The organism is Citrobacter amalonaticus, from assembly GCF_002918555.1.
Classification (GTDB): Bacteria; Pseudomonadota; Gammaproteobacteria; order Enterobacterales; family Enterobacteriaceae; genus Citrobacter_C; species Citrobacter_C amalonaticus_A.
This window is the reverse complement of the sequence record NZ_PQMB01000004.1, coordinates 201,080-220,555: the sequence shown is the minus strand read 5'-3', so window position 1 is coordinate 220,555 and position 19,476 is coordinate 201,080. Positions and strand designations below refer to the sequence as shown.

The window sequence follows — 19,476 nt, the reverse complement described above, 5'->3', positions numbered from 1 at the left end:
TGCTTAACCAATCGGCGTTACGCTTTCGCGGTTTTTTACAAAGCGACGACAAACAGACGATTAAGCCAGTTTGTTGATCTGTACAGTCAGATTAGCTTTATGACGTGCAGCTTTGTTTTTGTGGATCAGACCTTTAGCAGCCTGACGGTCCACGATCGGTTGCATTTCATTAAATGCTTTCAGTGCAGCAGCTTTGTCGCCAGCTTCGATAGCTGCGTATACTTTCTTAATGAAAGTACGCATCATAGAGCGACGGCTTGCGTTGTGCTTACGAGCCTTTTCAGACTGAACGGCGCGCTTCTTAGCTGATTTGATATTAGCCAAGGTCCAACTCCCAAATGTGTTCTATATGGACAATTCAAAGGCCGAGGAATATGCCCTTTTAGCCTTCTTTTGTCAATGGATTTGTGCAAATAAGCGCCGTTAATATGGCGGCACTCGTTACGTAGTGATGGCGCAGGATTCTACCAGCTTGCGACCTGCGAATACAGCTTTTCCACGATAAAAATTGCAAAGGCCCGCCAGTTTTATGCCCTGGTTCGTTCCATAGCAATGAAATCCATCTTCTTTATGTTTCCCGGCAGAAATCGCCGGTTAACCTTGACCGCTGTACAAGGTATACTTTGGCGATTTTCACTGTTTTGAGCCAGACATGAAGCTGATACGCGGCATACATAATCTCAGTCAGGCCCCGCAAGGGTGTGTGCTGACTATTGGTAATTTCGACGGCGTGCATCGTGGTCATCGTGCGCTGCTGCAAGGTTTGCAGGAAGAGGGGCGCAGGCGTGGCTTACCGGTAATGGTGATGATTTTTGAACCACAGCCGCTTGAACTGTTTGCGACTGAAAAAGCGCCAGCGCGCCTGACACGCCTGCGGGAAAAACTGCGCTATCTCGCCGAGTGCGGCGTGGACTATGTGCTGTGCGTGCGTTTTGACAGGCGCTTTGCTGCACTAACGGCACAGACCTTTATCAGCGATCTTCTGGTGAAACGCCTCGGTGTGCAATTTCTTGCCGTTGGTGATGATTTCCGCTTTGGCGCTAGCCGCGCGGGCGATTTCTTGTTATTACAGAAGGCTGGATCTGAGTACGGCTTTGATGTTACCAGTACCCGGACTTTCTGCGAAGGCGGCGTGCGTATCAGCAGTACGGCGGTGCGTCAGGCTCTGGCGGAAGATAATCTGGCGCTGGCTGAAAGTTTGCTGGGACATCCCTTTACTATCTCTGGGCGTGTGGTGCACGGTGATGAACTTGGTCGCACCATCGGCTTCCCGACGGCGAATTTGCCGCTACGTCGCCAGGTTTCCCCAGTGAAAGGGGTGTATGCGGTGGAGGTGACAGGGCCTGGCGAGAAGCCAATGCCTGGCGTTGCTAATATTGGCACGCGTCCGACGGTGGCTGGCGTGCGTCAGCAACTCGAAGTGCATTTGCTGGATGTTGCAATGGACCTTTACGGTCGCCATATAGATGTAGTGTTGCGTAAAAAAATACGCAACGAGCAGCGATTTGCTTCGCTTGATGAACTGAAAGCGCAGATTGCGCGTGATGAATTAACGGCCCGCGAATTTTTTGGGCGATACCCTAAATAATTCGGGGTGCAGGAAGCCGGCAAGTGAGTGAATCCCAGATGTGCGTACACAGATATGTCACTGGGATGAATGAGTGCAGCCAACACACCTGCTACCTGAAGTATGACGGGTAAATCAAACCCGGCTTAAATGCCTACGTGATAAATACGGAACCGAGAATCTGATGAGTGACTATAAATCAACCCTGAATTTGCCGGAAACAGGGTTCCCGATGCGCGGCGATCTCGCTAAGCGTGAACCGGGAATGCTGGCGCGTTGGACTGATGATGACCTGTACGGCATCATTCGTGCGGCCAAAAAAGGCAAAAAAACCTTCATTCTGCATGATGGCCCTCCGTATGCGAATGGCAGCATTCATATTGGTCACTCTGTAAACAAGATTCTGAAAGACATTATCGTGAAGTCCAAGGGGCTTTCAGGATACGACTCGCCCTATGTTCCGGGCTGGGACTGCCATGGTCTGCCAATCGAGCTGAAAGTTGAGCAGGAGTTTGGCAAGCCGGGTGAGAAATTCACCGCAGCGGAATTCCGTGCGAAGTGCCGTGAATATGCCGCGACTCAGGTTGACGGTCAGCGTGCTGACTTTATCCGTCTGGGCGTGCTGGGCGACTGGCAGCATCCGTACCTGACCATGGACTTCAAAACCGAAGCCAACATCATTCGTGCGCTGGGCAAAATCATCGCCAACGGTCACCTGCATAAAGGCGCGAAGCCTGTGCACTGGTGCGTTGACTGCCGTTCTGCGCTGGCAGAAGCGGAAGTGGAGTATTACGACAAGACTTCCCCGTCTATCGACGTGGCGTTCCACGCGGTGGATCAGGATGCGGTGAAAGCCAAATTTGGCGTGTCGTCCGTCAATGGCCCGATCTCCCTGGTTATCTGGACCACCACCCCGTGGACCCTGCCAGCGAACCGTGCGATCTCTCTGTCCGGTGAGTTTGAGTACGCGCTGGTGCAGATTGAGGGTCAGGCGGTTATCCTGGCGAAAGATCTGGTTGAAAGCGTGCTGAAACGCGCGAACATCACCGAATATACCGTGCTGGGCACCGTGCAAGGCGACGCGCTGGAGCTGATGCGCTTCAGGCATCCGTTCCTGGACTTCGACGTGCCGGCAATCCTGGGCGATCACGTGACGCTGGATGCGGGTACCGGTGCGGTGCATACCGCCGGTGGTCACGGTCCTGACGACTACAGTATCAGTCTGAAATACGGTCTGGAAATCGCTAACCCGGTTGGTCCGGACGGCGCTTATCTGCCCGGTACTTACCCGGCGCTGGACGGGATCAACGTTTTCAAAGCGAACGACATCATCGTCAATATGCTGCGCGACAGCGGCGCACTGTTGCACGTTGAGAAAATGCAGCACAGCTATCCGTGCTGCTGGCGTCACAAATCGCCGATCATCTTCCGGGCGACCCCGCAGTGGTTCGTCAGCATGGAAAGACAAGGCTTGCGCATTCAGTCTCTCAAAGAGATCGACCGTATTGAGCAGGAAGGTCTGGCGAAAGAAAACCTGAGCGGCTGGATCCCGGCATGGGGTAAAGCGCGCATCGAATCGATGGTTGCCAACCGTCCTGACTGGTGTATCTCCCGTCAGCGTACCTGGGGCGTGCCGATGGCGCTGTTCGTGCATAAAGACACCGAAGAGCTGCACCCGCGCACCACTGAACTGATGGAAGACATCGCTAAATACGTAGAAAAAGACGGTATTCAGGCGTGGTGGGATCTCGACCCGCGTGAAATCCTCGGCGACGACGCTGACAACTACGTGAAAGTGCCGGATACCCTGGACGTCTGGTTTGACTCCGGTTCAACCAGCTACTCCGTTGTGGACGCGCGCCCGGAATTCGGCGGTCATTCTGCTGATATGTACCTGGAAGGTTCTGACCAACACCGCGGCTGGTTCATGTCCTCTCTGATGATCAGCGTCGCCATGAAGGGTAAAGCGCCGTATCGCCAGGTGCTGACCCACGGCTTCACCGTTGACGGTCAGGGCCGTAAGATGTCCAAATCTATCGGCAACACCGTTTCTCCGCAGGATGTGATGAATAAACTGGGCGCGGATATCCTGCGTCTGTGGGTGGCATCCACCGACTACACCGGTGAAATGGCCGTCTCCGATGAAATCCTGAAACGTGCGGCTGACAGCTATCGTCGTATCCGTAACACCGCACGCTTCCTGCTGGCAAACCTGAACGGGTTCGATCCGGTAAAAGACATGGTGAAACCGGAAGAGATGGTGGTGCTGGATCGCTGGGCGGTAGGCTGTGCGCAAGCGGCGCAGGAAGACATTATGAAAGCCTACGCCTCTTACGATTTCCACGAAGTGGTACAGCGCCTGATGCGCTTCTGCTCCGTTGAAATGGGCTCGTTCTACCTCGACATCATCAAAGACCGTCAGTACACCGCGAAAGCGGATAGCGTGGCGCGTCGTAGCTGCCAGAGTGCGCTGTATCATATTGCAGAAGCGCTGGTTCGTTGGATGGCGCCGATTATGTCCTTCACCGCAGATGAAATCTGGGGCTACCTGCCGGGCGACCGTGAGAAGTATGTTTTCACCGGTGAATGGTACGAAGGTCTGTTCGGTCTCGCCGATGCCGGGGCGATGAACGATGCGTTCTGGGCCGATCTGCTGCAGGTTCGTGGCGAAGTGAACAAAGTCATCGAACAGGCGCGTGCGGACAAGAAAGTGGGCGGCTCTCTGGAGGCGGCTGTAACCCTGTACGCGGAACCCGAACTGGCTGCGAAGCTGACCGCGCTGGGCGACGAATTGCGATTCGTCCTGTTGACCTCGGGGGCGAAAGTCGCTGACTATGCGGAGGCTTCTGCTGACGCACAGCAAAGCGAACTGCTCAAAGGGTTGAAAATCGCATTGAGTAAAGCCGAAGGTGATAAGTGCCCGCGTTGCTGGCATTACACTACTGATGTCGGCAAGGTGGCGGAGCACGCAGAAATCTGCGGCCGCTGTGTCAGCAACGTCGCCGGTGATGGCGAAAAACGTAAGTTTGCCTGATGAGTAAGCCTCTCTGTTCAACAGGACTGCGCTGGCTGTGGCTGGTTGTGGTTGTGCTGATTATCGATCTGGGCAGCAAGTACCTGATCCTCCAGAACTTTGCTCTGGGGGATACGGTGTCTCTGTTCCCGTCGCTTAATCTGCATTATGCGCGTAATTACGGTGCGGCGTTCAGTTTCCTCGCCGATAGCGGTGGCTGGCAGCGCTGGTTCTTTGCCGGTATCGCGATAGGTATCTGTGTCATCCTGACGGTGATGATGTATCGCTCTAAGGCGACGCAGAAGCTGAACAACATCGCTTACGCATTGATTATTGGCGGCGCACTGGGCAATCTGTTCGACCGCCTGTGGCATGGTTTCGTTGTCGATATGATTGATTTTTATGTCGGTGACTGGCATTTCGCCACCTTCAATCTCGCCGATAGCGCAATTTGTGTCGGTGCGGCACTGATTGTGCTGGAAGGTTTTCTGCCGAAAAAACAGGCGTAATCAAATGCCGGATGGTGGCGTCAATGCCTTATCCGGCCTACAAGTTTTATCGATCTTTGCGCTTTTGGGCACAATAAGTGAGCAACCTGCATGTCTAAATCAGTACAGAGTAACAGTGCGGTGCTGGTGCACTTCACCTTAAAGCTCGACGATGGCTCCACCGCAGAGTCAACGCGTAACAACGGTAAGCCAGCGCTGTTTCGCCTGGGTGACGCATCTCTGTCTGAAGGGCTGGAGCAGCATCTTCTGGGGCTGAAAGAGGGGGCGAAAACCACCTTCTCGCTGGAGCCGGATGCCGCGTTTGGCGTGCCAGATCCGGATCTGATTCAATACTTCTCGCGCCGTGAATTTATGGACGCAGGCGAGCCCGAAATTGGAACGATTATGCTTTTTACCGCAATGGACGGCAGTGAGATGCCTGGTGTGATCCGCGAAATTAATGGTGATTCGATCACCGTTGATTTCAACCATCCGCTGGCCGGGCGTACCGTTCATTTTGATATTGAAGTGCTGGAGATCGATCCGGCGCTGGAGGCGTAAAATGCAGATCCTGTTGGCCAACCCGCGCGGTTTTTGCGCAGGTGTAGACCGCGCTATCAGCATTGTAGAAAACGCGCTGGCCATCTACGGCGCGCCGATTTATGTCCGTCACGAAGTGGTGCACAACCGCTACGTGGTTGATAGTCTGCGCGAGCGCGGGGCGATTTTTATCGAACAAATCAGCGAAGTGCCGGATGGCGCAATTCTGATTTTCTCTGCTCACGGTGTGTCTCAGGCGGTGCGTAACGAAGCGAAAAGCCGCGACCTGACCGTTTTTGATGCCACCTGCCCGCTGGTCACCAAAGTGCATATGGAAGTGGCACGCGCCAGTCGCCGCGGGGAAGAGTCGATTCTGATCGGTCACGCGGGTCACCCGGAAGTTGAAGGCACGATGGGTCAGTACAGCAACCCGGAAGGGGGAATGTATCTGGTTGAGTCGCCGGATGATGTCTGGACGCTTGATGTGAAAAACGAAGGCAAGCTCTCCTTCATGACCCAGACCACGCTCTCTGTAGACGACACGTCTGATGTTATTGACGCCCTGCGGAGCCGTTTCCCGAAAATAGTCGGGCCGCGGAAAGATGATATCTGTTATGCCACCACCAACCGCCAGGAAGCGGTACGAGCGATGGCTGAACAGGCAGATGTGGTGCTGGTTGTCGGGTCAAAGAACTCTTCAAACTCCAACCGCCTGGCTGAACTGGCACAGCGTATGGGGAAAAAGGCGTTTCTTATCGACGATGCTACCGATATCCAGGAAGTGTGGGTGAAAGGCGCGGAATGCGTCGGTGTGACTGCTGGTGCTTCTGCGCCGGATATCCTGGTGCAGAACGTGATCGCTCGTTTGCAGGAACTTGGCGGTGGCGAAGCCGTCCCGCTGGAAGGCCGTGAAGAGAATATTGTTTTTGAAGTGCCGAAAGAGCTACGTGTGGATGTGCGTGAAGTAGAGTGATAACCCGTCATACTTCAGGTTGCCGGTGCGCTGCCTTTTCGCGCTCGCTCAGGTTACGTACAGGTGTACGCGCCGGGGGCAAATGAGGGATATTCTTATCTCTCAGCGAAGACAGCCTTCCTGCAACCCGAATTTTTAGGGGATATTGCTCGTCAATCTGTGCGAAGATGCCAGGCGTAATGTCTGGCATTTTTTATGGAGGAAACATGCGCCTGCCAATTATTCTTGATACCGATCCGGGCATTGATGATGCCGCCGCCATTGCCGCCGCGCTATTTGCCCCACAGCTTGACCTGCAGCTCATGACCACCGTTGCGGGAAACGTCTCTGTAGATAAAACCACCCGTAATGCCCTGCAACTGCTGCATTTCTGGGATGCGGATATTCCTCTGGCGCAGGGTGCCGCCACGCCGCTCTTGCGCTCATTACGCGATGCTGCCTGTGTTCACGGTGAGTCTGGTATGGAAGGCTACGACTTTGTGACCCATGAACGACAACCTCTGGCAAAACCAGCGTTCATCGCCATTCGTGATGCGCTGATGAGTGCCGCAGAGCCGATCACTCTGGTTGCTATTGGCCCGTTAACCAACATCGCGCTGCTACTGATGCACTATCCGGAGTGTGCGTTCAATATTCGCCGTCTGGTGATTATGGGTGGCTCCGCCGGACGAGGGAACTTCACGCCAAACGCGGAATTCAATATTGCTGTCGATCCGGAAGCCGCCGCTCGTGTGTTCCGGAGCGGGATAGAGATTGTGATGTGCGGGCTGGATGTGACGAATCAGGCGATGTTAGCCCCGGATTATCTGGCGACACTGCCAACGCTTAATCGTACCGGGAAAATGCTACATGCGCTGTTCAGCCACTACCGCAGCGGCACGATGAGCACCGGCGTGCGGATGCATGACCTCTGCGCCATTGCCTGGCTGGTGCGCCCGGATCTGTTTACTGTAAAACCGTGCTTTGTAGCGGTAGAAACACAGGGCGAATATACGGCGGGTACAACGGTAGTGGATATTGAAGGGCGTTTCGGTCAGCCGGCTAATGCGCAAGTGGCGCTGGATATTGATGTGGTTGGTTTTCAGCACTGGGTGGCAGAGGTGCTGGAGCTGGCACCTTAATTAAGGTTTGTGATACGGCCCGCAAGATTCTGTGATGAATAGCAGGTTAATCGATTAATCTGCTATTCTGAAGGCGTTGTTCTCCTCGGGCCGGAGACACATATGAATCTTTCTTTTATCCAGCCACCGCAGGTGGCATGGGCGAGCGGCGCTTTAGCCGGTGGCTCATTATCGCGTAAATCCACTCGAGTTCAGGATCTTGTTGGCGTATTTGCCGATGAGCCTGCCCGCCAGCTTCTGGCCGGTGAGCAGATAGTCTATGACGTTGAAATCCTCGATACTTCCTCTGCTGAAGGTGAACTCTATACTGGTGTCACCCATCTTTATCCAGGGCGTGTCGGCGGCGAGTTTTTCATGACCCGGGGGCATTTCCATGCGCGTCGCGAACAGGGAGAGGTCTATTTTGGCCTGTGCGGTAACGGATTACTGCTTCTGCAAAATGAACAAGGTGAAGCGCGGCTGGAAAAGGTTTTTGCCGGGTCTGTCCACATCATTCCTGGATTTACCGCTCATCGGTTAATAAACACCGGTAGTGAGGTGCTTTCTGCGCTTGCCGTGTGGCCAACGGTGGCTGGACATGATTATGCGGCATTAGCGAAGGGCTTCAGCTTGAGGGTCTTTGAGGTTGACCACAACGTGCAGGTGAAGGCGGTGCAACATGGCTGATTTTGCCCATCTTTTTGGTCTGGATATGAAGATTCACCATCATCCACTGGGTTTTAGCTATGGGGATGATGTGACCGGGCCGATGCCGGAAATCCGCCGACTTGAGCAGATCCGCGCTTCGCTGCGTGATCCGCACTGCGAAGGCCCGGAAGAGGTGTACGCCATTGCGATGGACGTTGCGCGAATGCAGGATCGTGAAGAGCTGAAAAAGCGCATGCTGCTGTTTGGCGTGGTGACCTATGCTGCTGGTCGATTGGGTGAGGAGCCGATTCGCAGTCAGGGGCATGTCCATCGTATCAGTCAGCATAGCGGGTGGTCGCCGCCGGAGCTGTATGAAATCTGGCAGGGGAAAGCGATTATTTATATGCAGGAGTATGTTGATAACGATCCTGGTCGTTGTTTTGCGGTGATTGCCGGGCCTGGTGAAAAAGTGCTGGTGCCGCCAGGATGGGGACATGCCACCATATCTGCCGATCCAGAGCAACCCTTAACCTTTGGGGCGTGGTGCGATCGTGAATATGGTTTCGAATATGAGGCCGTCCGGGCGCATAAAGGGCTGGCATGGTATCCGCTATTGCAGAATAACCATATTATCTGGCAGCACAATCCACGCTACATTCCCGGTCGATTGCAGGCCGTTACGCCCCGGCAATATACCGAATTTGCGCTGACCTCTGCCCCCATTTATGCGCAATTTCTCGAGGATCCCGGACGTTTTCAGTTTATCTCTCGTCCGGATAAATGCGCAGAGCAGTGGTGCAACTTTCATCCATAAAGGCCAGTGAGTTACGCAGGCCGGATAAGGCGTTTACGCCGCTATCCGGCACTCCAGGTTATCGTTATTAACCCGCAAACAGGCCAGTTGCTACTCCAAGTGCGGCGAGTATCAAAAGTAAGATCATCGCTTTCACCGGAGAAACACCGCGTTTTGCCATCAAATACCAGGTACCAAGCACAACAACCAGCGGCAGCAGTTGAGGAAATATGCCGTCCAGCATCTGCTGGACATGGATATTCACGCCATCTTTGGTCGTAAACTCCAGCCCGGTACCCAGCTTAACGTAGCTGGCCGCGACCCCGCCCATCACAAAAACACCCAGCAGCGATAAGGCTTCGCGCAGGCGGGCAGACTTGCTGCTTACCAGCATTTCCACCGAGCCGGAGCCCATTTTGTAGCCTTTCAAAAATAAGAACCACGATCCGGGAATGATGATGGCCAACCATGCGATGGTATAAAACAGTGGCCCCAGGATATTACCACCCGCTGCCAGGGCCATGCCGATGCTGAGCAGGATAGGGATCAGCATTCCGGGGATCATTGAATCACCGATCCCGGCAATCGGCCCCATCAGACCGACTTTCAGGGTGTTGATCGTTTCTCCGTCGATCGGTTCGCCATTGGCTTTTTTCTCCTCAAGCCCCAATACCATGCCGTTTACGATGGCGCCGATCTGCGGTTCGGTGTTGTAAAATGACGCGTGGCGGCGGAGCATTTCAGTGCGCTGGGCGGCGTCAGGATAGAGCTTTTTCGCGACGGGGAGCATGCTCAGGCAAAAGCCAAATGATTCCAGTCGTTCGAAACTCATGGAGGACAGGTTATGCATCATCCATGCGCGCCAGCAGCGGCGAAGATCTTTGCGGGTAAGGGTACGGTCTTCCATCAGAATTCATCCTCATCATCGGCGGGCGACTTCACATTTGCAGCCTGTGGCGCTTCCGGCTTGTAGTTATAGTGGATTAACGCCAGGAGCGAACCGACGATCACCAGCGCAACCATGTTGAGTTTCAAAAAGACGATGCAAACGAAACCGACAAGAAAGTAGATCAACATGGTGTAGTTCTTGATGATCTGTTTGAGCAAAATCGCGATCCCTACTGCGGGTAAAATGCCGCCCAGCACATTCATCGTCGACAAAATGACTTTTGGCAAACTGTCCATAAAACCGCTGATGTACTGTGCGCCAAAATAGACGGCAATAAAGGTGGGAACGAAGCGCAAAACAAAGTTCGTTACCTGCGGCCAGATGGCGCTGTTCAGATAGATCCCGCGTTCGTCGCCGCGCTCCAGCGCCACGTCGGCCCGGTGGTTCCAGAAAGAGTTCAGCACCATCATGGCATTAAATAAAATGGTCCCGGCAATACCGATTGTTGCCGCCAGCGCGACCGCAACCTCCGGGCCTTTGCCTGAGAGGATCCCAAGAGCAATGGCCGGGTATGCAACAAAATTCAGATCGGCGGGCATGGAGCCGCCAGGGGTCACCATCGCGATATACACAGCCTGAACGGCGACGCCAATCATAATCCCGGTTTTTATGTCACCCAGAATGATGCCAACCAGCATGCCAGAAATCAGCGGTCGGGTGATCAGATACCATCCACCGGTCAGTCCCAGAAGCCAGGGGCTACTGAGAGCGCCGAGATAGCAAAGAATGCCAATCAACGTAGCTTCGATAATCATCGTGCTCTCCTTATTTCAGCTTTTGTCGTGCGTCCTGCCAGCTGTAACAGCTGGCATCCGGTACCAGGCGAAATTCAACCCGATGCCCGTGCTGTGTGAGCCAGTCAAAAGCGGCGATTTCATCAACATTGACCGATTGATTAGGGCCGATCGTGGTGGTATCGGCGCGGGCGCTCATCGGACCCACGTTGATCTTGCCGTTGGCGTTTTGCAAACTGATCCCCGCTTCTTCAATACGCTTCAGCGTGACGGGAGATTTTCCTATCACGAAATAACGTTTCTCGCTGGCGATGACCTTTGGCAGTTTTTCAATGGCTGTCGCCGTATCAAACAGCCAGACTTTGAGATCCTGAACAGCGCCTTTCATGACCGATGAAAGGAGCGGGTCGGCCGCAACGGCATCGTCAATGGCGACAATCCCATCACAGGGCAGCTCTTTGGCCCAACGTGTCACGAGCTGCCCGTGGATAACGCGGTCATCAATACGTACAAAAGAAATACTCATAGCGGGCTCCTTTAAAAATCATCTGACTGAACGGATAAAACCGGGGCGGCTTTAATCAGTGTGGGGAGGGTTAACGCCAGTAGCTCATCGGCTGCGGCATGGACATCCGTTAAAGGGTGGATCTCTTCACTTTGCAGGAGCATGGGGAAATTGACGCCCGCCACGACGGCGACGGGAGGAAACGTGAGTGAAGAAAATGCGTGATGGCAGGCAACATTCCACGGCGTGCCGCTTTGCATGTCACATAACACCAGCACGCCGTCAGCGTTTTGTCCTGCACGGGCGAGCACCTGGGAAAAGTTATCTTTAAACCCTTCGATACCCGTTTGTTCGCTCAACGTAACGGCGTATACATGCGGCAATTCGCCGTAAACCATACGGCTGCTGGCAAGCAGCGCCTCCGCCAGCGGACCATGGGTAGCAACAATAATATTGATCATCGGTTTATCCTCTAACCCAGGCTTTAATGGTCGCGAGCCGCTGGCCAATGCTTTCGCCAGAGGGCGAAATGCGATATTCGCCAACTGCTGCTGGAATGATAAAGGTCTCGGCATAGTGAACGATAAATGGGGCAAAGGCACCGTCCGGACTGTCGACAACGGCTTCTGCGCCTTCCACCAGGTTCAGGACGTTAACGCCGCCGTGAGTATGGTGCGTGACAGGCGTGGTGAACCAGTGGCGGCGCGTTTCGATAAATTCTCTCTCGTGCATGCCGGTTCTTTCTTCATGCCAGCCTTCGCCTTCAGCGATGGGTTCAATGCGGTTGACCAGGTTGTCATAAACCCATTGCGTGTCGCGCTGCCAGTCGATGACCTGCTGACCATGGTCCAGATGAACTGGGCGCGGTAACCCATCTAAACCCAGGCGTCCCCAGTCCCACAGCTTGAAGGTGAAAATATAGGGCGTCGCGCTGATCTCAAGGACCATGGTGCCTGCGCCTGAGCAGTGCACCGTACCCGCTGGAATAAGAAAGTGATCGTGCTTGTGTGCAGGGATCTGATTCACAAAGCGCTCGTCATCAAACTCTTTTTCTCCACGTCCTGCCGCCCGCAGGCAGTCCAGCATTTCCTGAGGCTCAACCCCGGTTTTGGTTCCAAGGTAAACCACGGCATCCGGTTCTGCCTCGAGGATGTAGTAGCTCTCATCCTGGGTATAATGCATGCCGAATTGTTGCTGGATATATTCGGTGACAGGATGCACCTGGAAGCTAAGATTCTGACCGCCAATGGTATCCAGAAAATCGAAGCGGATCGGGAATTCCGCCCCGAAGCGAGCGTGAACTTTCTCACCCAGCAGAGGGCGAGGATACATCAGTACCAGATCCTGCGAGGGGATCTCGATCCGCACGTTGCCAAAACGCAGTAACAGGCTGTTTTCCTCGGGCACGCAATCAAAACACCACGCGTAATTTGGCGCTGAGGGATCGAGATCGAATTGTTGTTTCATCCATTGGCCGCCCCAGACGCCGGGATCGAAAAAGGGCGCAACCCGAAACGGCTGTAAGGTGGTTTGCTGTAAACCCGCCCGTAGCGCGTCGCCGCTCACCATCGCAGGGGTATTATCTTGTGTGGTATCAAGCAAATAATCGGCGCGCTTGAGCAGTGGCGTTTTATGCCGGTCGAAGACCCGCCATTCGATGAAAAAAGCGCGTTTGTAGCGACGCAGAATATCTTCATCCTGATTCTGCGCCCCCCAGTTGCCGAGACTTTCATGACGCATCCGCTGCTGAATTTCCCAACGCGGGAGATCGGCATAAACCAACAGGTCGCCAGGGTGCGCCAGTGCGGCGCCCGAACCATAAACGATGACGAGGCCTTCCGTAACCGCATCAATTTGTTGCCGTAGTAGATGCAGTTTTTGCTGATCAAAAAACTCATCAAGATGGTGACAGGAGAGAACGCCGAATACACGATCGTCAGTCAGGTTGCGTGCCAGCATATCGTGAAGAGCCAGTTCATCATGACGCGCATTTTCGATGTTAACGATCAGCGCGGCATTCAGCGCCGGGAATAAACGGGTAACAAGCTCGTCGAGATTAACACCCGGATAGCAATCGACAGTCAGTACCGTTTTTGGCGAATCAGAAACCCGGCTGTTAAGCACTGACTGAACAGATTCCCAGCCTTGCCAGGCCTGGTGGTCATAACCCTGAACATGAACTTCCGGGAATTTATTATAGGTTGTCGGCATTCTCTTTCTCCATATTAGCCAGGAGCCTGGCTCATCAGACTATTTTGCTTACCACTTTGAACCTGGGGCACAGCTCGCATCCTCACGTACTCCGTGTACGCACCGTTGGCTGTGCGCGCTGTCCGTGTTCAAACTGTCTGCGCCAGTTACGCCTGATGGATCAGGCTCTAAATAAAGATTAATCGATTAACCTTAATTTGATAGTGTGGTTAATGCGATTAACCCGCCATAATGAACAACTCAAGCGATTAAATACGTGCTGATGTGACGGTAATCACACGTTAAAATGTAAAAAATAGGTTATTCGATTAACCTGCTATATGACGTAGAGAAACGGGAGGGATCATGACAGCAATTACCCTGGCGCAGGTCGCAGAACGCGCGGGCGTCTCCACTGCGACCGTTTCAATGGTGCTGCGTAATCGGGGAAGAATTTCACAGGCCACTCGCGAGCGAGTGCTAAAAGCACTGGATGACAGCGGCTATGTCTACAATCAGACCGCTGCTAACCTGCGTAATCGGAGCAGTAACCAGGTCGGATTGCTGTTACACGATATCACCAACCCGTTTTATGGCGAGATGACGGCAGGTCTAAGCCATGAAATGGAACGCCACGATCTGCTGCTCTTTCTGGCTAACAGTGAGGAGTCCGGGGAGCGTCAGCAGAAATTTGTCGACTCGCTGATGCGTAATAATGCCTGCGGTATGGTGCTATGCGCCGCGCGTGAGACGCCAGCGTCATTCTTTGATGCGCTGAAAAGGCGCAATATTCCGGCCATTATGGTGGTGCGCCCACTCAGCGATCCGGATTTTGATTTCGTGGGTACCGATAACTTCCTCGGAACCCAAATGGCGACGACTCACTTATTAAAGATGGGGCATAAGAATATTGCTTTCATTGGCGGGAGTCCAAACTCCGGCAGCAGGGCACAGCGTATTGGGGGATTTACCAGTACATTACTGGAACACGGAATATCGCCCAATCCGGACTGGATTGTCGCAGCTCAGGCAAGCCAGATTGATGGTGCGAAAGTCGCGGAGTCTCTGTTGAGCCTCAATCCGCAAATTACCGCTGCAGTGTGTTATCAGGATATTGTTGCGTTAGGAGTGATGCAGGCGCTACGTAAAATGGGGCGGGAACCTGGACGCAATTTTGCGCTGGTGGGTTTTGATGACATTACTGAGGCCGCGTTGGTTCAACCTGCGCTGACGACCGTTTCGGTGGCGGCGAAAGAGATTGGCCGGAAGGCGGGAGAGCTGCTCTACAGTCGAATTCAGGGGAATGATGAACCGCCGAAGCGCATTATCCTGCCGCCTGCGCTGGTGGTCAGAGAGTCATGCGGTTTTGCGAATGGGGTTCAAAAATACCCGTAACAGATTGCAGACAAACGCTAGATCTGTTTTGCCGGAGAACGTCGCAAGCGCCGTATCCGGCCTGTGGATCACGCTAATATCAACGAGTCTGGTGCGATAAAATTGCGCTGCCCCGTCGTCCTGCGACGACGGCGGGACTACCGCACGGAATGTTTAACCCAAAGAGTTTGCCAGGGGGCCAGGATTAACTCGCCATTAAATGCCCGATGGCTGAGCAAACAATTTCCCCGAATATCAAGCTGTAACAGACAATGCTCTGCGCTGACATTCACGATGCAGGTTATTTTTTCTCCGCTGTTTTGATCGCAGCGTTCAACAGCAAAAAAGGCATCTGCCAGAAGTAGCGTTTTTTGTTCGGCCCAGGGAGAAAAGGCGGGATGGTTTTTGCGGATCTGCAGCATGTTATGCAGGGCGCTAAAAACCTTTGCGCGCAGATTTTCAGGAGAAGAAAGCTCTGTTTCCAGGCGAGCCAACGAAAGTTTTTGGCGATTAATCCGGCGGTTGATACCCGACTGTTCGACTGCGTCCTGATCGTTTTCGCTACCTAACAAACTGTGATAATACAAGGCGGGAACGCCTTTTAATGAGAATAAAATGGCATGGGCTGCCAGCATTTTTGCCGTTTTAATCTCATTGTTATCATTGGGTTCAGACAGTGCGCTGAGGTAATTGATATTTAATTCATAAGGGGAGGCGGTGCCATCGCCATTATTTTTCCACGATACCCGCCCATTTTTTCTCAGGGTTTCACTGACCAGAAAATCTCTTTCGCTATCCTCCAGCAAATTCTCCGTTGGGCGGATGCCAATACCATCATGGCTGGCGATAAAATTAAAAAAGGTCGTACCAGCAGGCAGCGATTCTCTCTCCAGAGAGCGGGACCATTCCCGTAGCCAGCGTGCGTTACCGCGCAAAAAAGCATGTAGCGTCAATGGCGGTAGTGGAAACTGATACACCATGTGCGCCTCGTCACCCTGTCCGAAATACGCAATATTTTCATGATGCGGAACATTGGTTTCCGTTATTATTCGGCAGCCCGGAAATACCGTATCCAGTATTAAACGCCACAGTTTGATAATCAGGTGGACCTGCGGCTGATGGATGCAGCGCTCTCCCGGCTCTTTCCAGATAAAACCAATGGCATCGAGGCGGATGGATGTCGCCCCCTGCGCGGCATAGAAGAGTAATATATTGATACTTTCCAGTAGTACCCTGGGTTCTTTAAAGTTCAGATCAATTTGATCATCACTGAATGTGGTCCAGATATTCACCTGCCTTCCGTCGCTGTGGGTAAAAGGGGTCAGCAGGGGAGTGGTTCTTGGGCGAACCGCGTTCTGATAGTCAGCGTGGATATCGGCTTCAATAAAATAACGCTGATAATCCGGGTTATCCTTAAGATATTCAGTAAACCATTGACTGTGTTTTGATATATGGTTAATAACACAATCAAACATCAGAGAAAAGTCATGTGATAATGCCCGAATATCAGACCATGACCCTGATGCGGGGTCCACCTGATAATAGTCAATAACGCTAAATCCATCGTCGGAGCTAAAGGGATACATCGGTAATAAATGGATATCGCTCACTGTCTCTGTAAGATAATTCTTTGCAAATCTGTGCAGCGCGGCCAGCGGCGATATATTTGGTGCGGAAAATGCGTCGCCGTAAGTAATCAGATAAATGCTGTCCTCTTTCAACGGTGGACGGTTTTCCTCGATGGGTAATCCTTTTCTGACGCTTGTCAGTATGTTTTCGGTAAGCGCCGTATTATTTTTCTCAGGGTAGATTGCATTGAGTATTAACAGGATTTGGTTTTGCAAAGAGGCCTGGTCAAGTTTGTTCATTACATTTTCCCGGAAGAATATTAAAAAAACTGGACGACATGCTGCGTTGTTTCACGCAACATGCCGCCTTTGCATATCAGCTTTTTATAATCTGAATGGCTAAGGTCATATAATCTTTCGCGTCGATAACAATCTCTCCGTCAAGAGATTCCTGGACTTCATCCTGTAAAGAAAGGCGGTAAATTTGGTACTGGCAGGCAGAGGAAAGTTCTACTTTTTGCCTGGTATCGCTGGGGTTGAACAACCTGATGATAAACGAATTCACGTTATTGCCGGGTTTACACATACTCAGCATGATGGCGCGATTACTCTGTGTCAGCCAGGCGTCTGTCGGAGAGACCTCGCTGTTCGTTATTGGGATCGTGAAGCGTTCGAGGCGTTCTTCAAAAGTATTAAGCTGCTGGAGCTGATAGGTCAGATAGTGTTCGCGATAATGCTTACAGGCATTGAATAAGGTCGCATCATCGACAGTGCTGTCCATTATTAACGCATAGTCGAATTGCATTGCCTGATGCATTTGCGCATCAGGCGTTTCGACGACCTTATTATTAATGCCGGATGCCCGGCCTGGTCTCCACAGGGTATCGTCTTTACCCAATAAACCGACGCTGCGAAACAGCGTTAGCGCCAGAATGTTATCTTCGGGGAGTACTTCATACTCCTTGATACCTTTAGTCATAACGCCAAAAAAGTGATTGTTATCACGCAACGCGACACAGTTTTCCAGGGTGTAGATGGGCATCGGTTTTTCAACAAACCCCGCTTCTCGCCAGCCTGTTACGTACCGGCTGGTGGTCTCCCTGCGGAGCAAGGCATAGCCTTGATCGGCATAAGAGTACTCAGGTGCAACCACTGGCGTTTTAATGTGTACGCGCAGTCGATGCTCATCAGCCTGATTGTCCAGATGATGCTGGACGCGCACATACTGCTCATGTCGGCGCAGCTCGAGGGTGGTCAGAATTTGCATTGATACCGTCGGTTCTGCGGTCAGACGATGCTGAATATCCTGTGGAATTAAGAGGGTGGTTTCCAGCGTCATGCGTGAGACCAGCGGACCGATCTCACAGGAAAGCAGGGAGAAAGCGGTCGCAATTAACGGCTGTTCCCCGGGCAGGGGGGCAAAATCAAACTCATCACCGTCGTCCCCACAGTCGACGAATGAGAGAAAATCATTGATACACTGTCGGGTACTGAGGTTTTCCAGCGTTAACGCGCCATGGCAGAGGCTGATGCGATAACGATCGTTTTCAATCGTTTGTCGATTACTGCGGATTAGCGGCGAACTCGCGGTGTGTTCTTCGATAAGCCAGGTTTGATAGCCCAGTCCGTTAACACCTTCGGCCTGAAAGATAATTTCACTGCGATAATAGTCATCCACCCGTTCCAGTTTTTCGCCTTCTGCCGTGACGATGACGCGCTGCCCGCCATCCAGTATCTGCTGATCCAGCAGGGTACACTCAACGCGTTTATCCCCCTGACGTAAGGTGACATTTTTACTTTTGGTAAAAACGACCGCGCGCGTCAGGCGATCCAGTGGACTGATGTCGCAATTGAAGACCACCAGAATATTATCCTGACCCATACGGCGGCTGATGGCATGGCTGATTTTCTTTTTCAGCAGGTTGATCAGACTCAATGCTGAACGCTCAACGCTAATTAAACGCTGCTTAATGTTGTGATTAACCGGATCGGCGTTCGTCGCCTCAATGCCATTATGCGCATGCGCAGAGAACACCGTTTTCCACAGGCTGTCCATCAACGGTTGGGGCCAGTGGATGCCAAGCTGGGTGGCTATGACGGCAAGCGGCTCCAGGTGATCGATCAGCAGATGCTCTGTTTCCCAGGTCTGACGCTTGATGTCATATCGGGTCGAATGGCAGGTTCGGTGAATACGGGACTTCTGACAAGCGAACAGTTCACCATCGATCACGTGGGTAAACGGACTCCCGGACCACGCGTCGCGCATATAACTTTCGTAATCTGCCATTATAAAATGATAAGGCGTATCGAGCCGGTTGAGCGCTTTTACCGTTTCCGGGAACTGTGCGTTCGGCAGTACCTGGTCTCCGCCGCAGGGCAGCAGCAGCCTGTCTGTGTGGGTATTCATCGCGCTCAATTGTTGGAGTATGGGTAACAGGCGATGTTGAACATAATCAGCGTCAGCGGACAAAAATTTTCCGGGTCCGTAACCGTAGTACATATAGTTTGTCGCGACTATTTTCTGGTTTGGCGCGCGCCATAAGAAATTAAGGTCGCCATGAATCTGGTCGTTATAAATGCCGCGTTGCAACACGCAATACTCAATGCCTGCATCGGTAAACAGGGCGGGCAGATAAGCATGTTGACCGAAGATATCCGGTAAATAACCAATATTCATGCTATGACCAAACCGCTTTGCGGTGCGGATACCGTACTGCAAATTGCGGATCAGCGATTCACTGCGAATCAGCAGAGAATCACATTGTGTATACCAGGGGCCGACGAAAAGCCGATGCTTACTTACCAGCGCTTCAATGCGTGGCGCATTTTCCGGACGAACCTGTAAATAGTCATCAAGGACTACGGCCAGGCCGTCAAATGTGTAACTGGGAAAGTCGGCATCGTTTTCCAATAGATCTAACAAATAATCCAGATTTTCGACCAGCAAAATATGGGAATCTTCACAGGTAAAATACCATTCAGCATCCCAGTGACAGTGTGGTACGACATAGACTTGCTTCCGAACCATTTTTCA

The 19,476-nt window shown here is 52.6% G+C and carries 18 protein-coding genes; 10 read left to right on the top strand and 8 right to left on the bottom strand.

What is annotated here, in order from left to right; translation table 11 throughout:
• Positions 1 to 60 precede the first annotated feature (60 nt).
• Complete coding sequence (gene rpsT, locus C3432_RS18760) at positions 61 to 324, bottom strand: 30S ribosomal protein S20 (protein WP_103778076.1); 264 nt, start codon at positions 322 to 324, stop codon at positions 61 to 63.
• Between the two features lie 102 nt (positions 325 to 426).
• Here rpsT and C3432_RS28045 point away from each other — a divergent pair, with 102 nt between their 5' ends.
• The 9 genes from C3432_RS28045 to C3432_RS18715 all read left to right on the top strand — a co-directional run bounded on the left by C3432_RS28045 (position 427) and on the right by C3432_RS18715 (position 9,143).
• A complete protein-coding gene (locus C3432_RS28045; protein ID WP_103778075.1) occupies positions 427 to 645 on the top strand; it encodes a DUF2575 family protein in 219 nt (72 codons plus the stop codon).
• Between the two features lie 7 nt (positions 646 to 652).
• Positions 653 to 1,588 (top strand): bifunctional riboflavin kinase/FAD synthetase, encoded by a 936-nt coding sequence (gene ribF, locus C3432_RS18750; RefSeq protein WP_103778074.1) that lies wholly within the window; start codon positions 653 to 655, stop codon positions 1,586 to 1,588.
• A 163-nt stretch (positions 1,589 to 1,751) separates the two neighbouring features.
• The gene (ileS, locus tag C3432_RS18745) at positions 1,752 to 4,601 is read left to right on the top strand and encodes an isoleucine--tRNA ligase (RefSeq protein WP_103778073.1); all 2,850 of its coding nucleotides are present in this window, start codon (positions 1,752 to 1,754) and stop codon (positions 4,599 to 4,601) included.
• On the top strand, positions 4,601 to 5,089 hold the full coding sequence (gene lspA, locus C3432_RS18740) for a signal peptidase II (RefSeq protein WP_103778072.1): 489 nt from the start codon (positions 4,601 to 4,603) through the stop codon (positions 5,087 to 5,089). The genes ileS and lspA overlap by 1 nt, the downstream gene beginning before the upstream one ends.
• Before the next feature lie 90 nt (positions 5,090 to 5,179).
• Positions 5,180 to 5,629, top strand: a complete 450-nt coding sequence (fkpB, locus tag C3432_RS18735; protein ID WP_103778071.1) for an FKBP-type peptidyl-prolyl cis-trans isomerase — start codon at positions 5,180 to 5,182, stop codon at positions 5,627 to 5,629.
• Position 5,630: 1 nt separating this feature from the next.
• Complete coding sequence (ispH, locus tag C3432_RS18730) at positions 5,631 to 6,581, top strand: 4-hydroxy-3-methylbut-2-enyl diphosphate reductase (protein WP_103778070.1); 951 nt, start codon at positions 5,631 to 5,633, stop codon at positions 6,579 to 6,581.
• 206 nt (positions 6,582 to 6,787) lie between these two features.
• Complete coding sequence (gene rihC, locus C3432_RS18725) at positions 6,788 to 7,702, top strand: ribonucleoside hydrolase RihC (protein WP_103778069.1); 915 nt, start codon at positions 6,788 to 6,790, stop codon at positions 7,700 to 7,702.
• 102 nt (positions 7,703 to 7,804) lie between these two features.
• Positions 7,805 to 8,368, top strand: a complete 564-nt coding sequence (locus tag C3432_RS18720) for a glucose-6-phosphate isomerase family protein (protein ID WP_103778068.1) — start codon at positions 7,805 to 7,807, stop codon at positions 8,366 to 8,368.
• A complete protein-coding gene (locus C3432_RS18715; protein WP_103778067.1) occupies positions 8,361 to 9,143 on the top strand; it encodes a glucose-6-phosphate isomerase family protein in 783 nt (260 codons plus the stop codon). Before C3432_RS18720 ends, C3432_RS18715 begins: the two co-directional genes overlap by 8 nt.
• 67 nt (positions 9,144 to 9,210) lie before the next feature.
• On the opposite strand, the gene C3432_RS18710 is transcribed toward C3432_RS18715, so the two are convergent.
• The 5 genes from C3432_RS18710 to C3432_RS18690 are packed head-to-tail and all read right to left on the bottom strand — an operon-like array spanning position 9,211 to position 13,521.
• Positions 9,211 to 10,029: a PTS system mannose/fructose/sorbose family transporter subunit IID gene (locus C3432_RS18710; RefSeq protein ID WP_103778066.1), complete on the bottom strand. Its 819-nt coding sequence runs from the start codon at positions 10,027 to 10,029 to the stop codon at positions 9,211 to 9,213.
• A complete protein-coding gene (locus C3432_RS18705; RefSeq protein ID WP_103778065.1) occupies positions 10,029 to 10,826 on the bottom strand; it encodes a PTS mannose/fructose/sorbose/N-acetylgalactosamine transporter subunit IIC in 798 nt (265 codons plus the stop codon). Before C3432_RS18705 ends, C3432_RS18710 begins: the two co-directional genes overlap by 1 nt.
• Before the next feature lie 10 nt (positions 10,827 to 10,836).
• Entirely contained in the window at positions 10,837 to 11,331 is a 495-nt protein-coding gene (locus C3432_RS18700) for a PTS system mannose/fructose/N-acetylgalactosamine-transporter subunit IIB (RefSeq protein WP_103778064.1), read from the bottom strand.
• 11 nt (positions 11,332 to 11,342) lie between these two features.
• Positions 11,343 to 11,771, bottom strand: coding sequence for a PTS sugar transporter subunit IIA (locus C3432_RS18695; protein WP_103778063.1), 429 nt, complete (start codon positions 11,769 to 11,771; stop codon positions 11,343 to 11,345).
• Positions 11,772 to 11,775: 4 nt separating this feature from the next.
• Positions 11,776 to 13,521 (bottom strand): class I mannose-6-phosphate isomerase, encoded by a 1,746-nt coding sequence (locus C3432_RS18690; RefSeq protein WP_103778062.1) that lies wholly within the window; start codon positions 13,519 to 13,521, stop codon positions 11,776 to 11,778.
• Between the two features lie 345 nt (positions 13,522 to 13,866).
• Between C3432_RS18690 and C3432_RS18685 the strand changes: the two genes are divergently transcribed.
• Complete coding sequence (locus C3432_RS18685) at positions 13,867 to 14,895, top strand: LacI family DNA-binding transcriptional regulator (RefSeq protein WP_103778061.1); 1,029 nt, start codon at positions 13,867 to 13,869, stop codon at positions 14,893 to 14,895.
• Between the two features lie 137 nt (positions 14,896 to 15,032).
• Here C3432_RS18685 and C3432_RS18680 read toward each other — a convergent pair whose 3' ends face one another.
• Positions 15,033 to 16,742, bottom strand: coding sequence for a sugar phosphorylase (locus C3432_RS18680; protein WP_103778060.1), 1,710 nt, complete (start codon positions 16,740 to 16,742; stop codon positions 15,033 to 15,035).
• Positions 16,743 to 16,818: 76 nt separating this feature from the next.
• Complete coding sequence (locus C3432_RS18675) at positions 16,819 to 19,470, bottom strand: glycoside hydrolase family 38 N-terminal domain-containing protein (protein WP_103778059.1); 2,652 nt, start codon at positions 19,468 to 19,470, stop codon at positions 16,819 to 16,821.
• Positions 19,471 to 19,476: the final 6 nt, after the last annotated feature.